The sequence below is a fragment of the Oleiphilus sp. HI0079 genome (assembly GCF_001635105.1).
The window spans coordinates 1-767 of record NZ_LWFT01000208.1 but is presented as its reverse complement, the minus strand read 5'-3'; the positions used below and the strand labels follow the sequence as shown (position 1 = coordinate 767).

Genomic DNA, 767 nt, shown 5'->3' with positions numbered 1-767 from the left:
GATATAAACGAACCACAATCCAACTCGTTGGTGTATAACGTTTCCACTTCACTGATACCGCCCGCTAAAAGAGCCTCAACAACCTCTTCTGTGATCTCGGTATTACAGCTAGCGAGCAGCTCGCCAGTTTCTTCGTTAATAATGTCCTTTGCCAGCACCTTACCGTGAAGATACTCTTTTGGCACTTGAAGGGTTCCGCCAAGCTTTTCAAGCTTTTTGATATGGCGCGCCGTAACACGGCGGCCTTCTTCAACAATTACTTCGCCATCCGCACCCTTAATATCAAACGTGGCCATGTCACCACGAAGACGCTCGGGCACAAGTTCAAGCTCAAAGCCGTCGTCATTTACAACAAACCGACTCGTATCGAAAAACATATCTAAGATTTGCTGGTCTGCTAGATTTAGAGCTCGCAATAAAATAGTTGCAGGCAATTTGCGACGACGATCTATTCGAACAAACACGTTGTCATTCGGATCAAACTCGAAATCCAACCAAGAACCACGGTATGGAATAACGCGAGCGGAGTGAAGCAACTTACCAGAAGAATGCGTTTTGCCCTTATCGTGATCAAAGAATACACCCGGAGAACGGTGCAGCTGAGAAACGATCACTCGCTCAGTACCATTTACGACGAAGGTACCGTTATCTGTCATCAGAGGCATCTCGCCCATATAGACTTCTTGCTCTTTTATATCTTTAATCGCGCGATTTGAAGACTCTTTGTCATAAATGATTAGGCGAACTTTGACGCGAAGAGGCGCAGC

The 767-nt window shown here is 46.0% G+C and carries 1 pseudogene; it reads right to left on the bottom strand.

Annotation, left to right across the window (positions count from 1 at the left end):
- A pseudogene (rpoB, locus tag A3750_RS03060) lies at positions 1-767 on the bottom strand (DNA-directed RNA polymerase subunit beta); the annotation flags it as partial.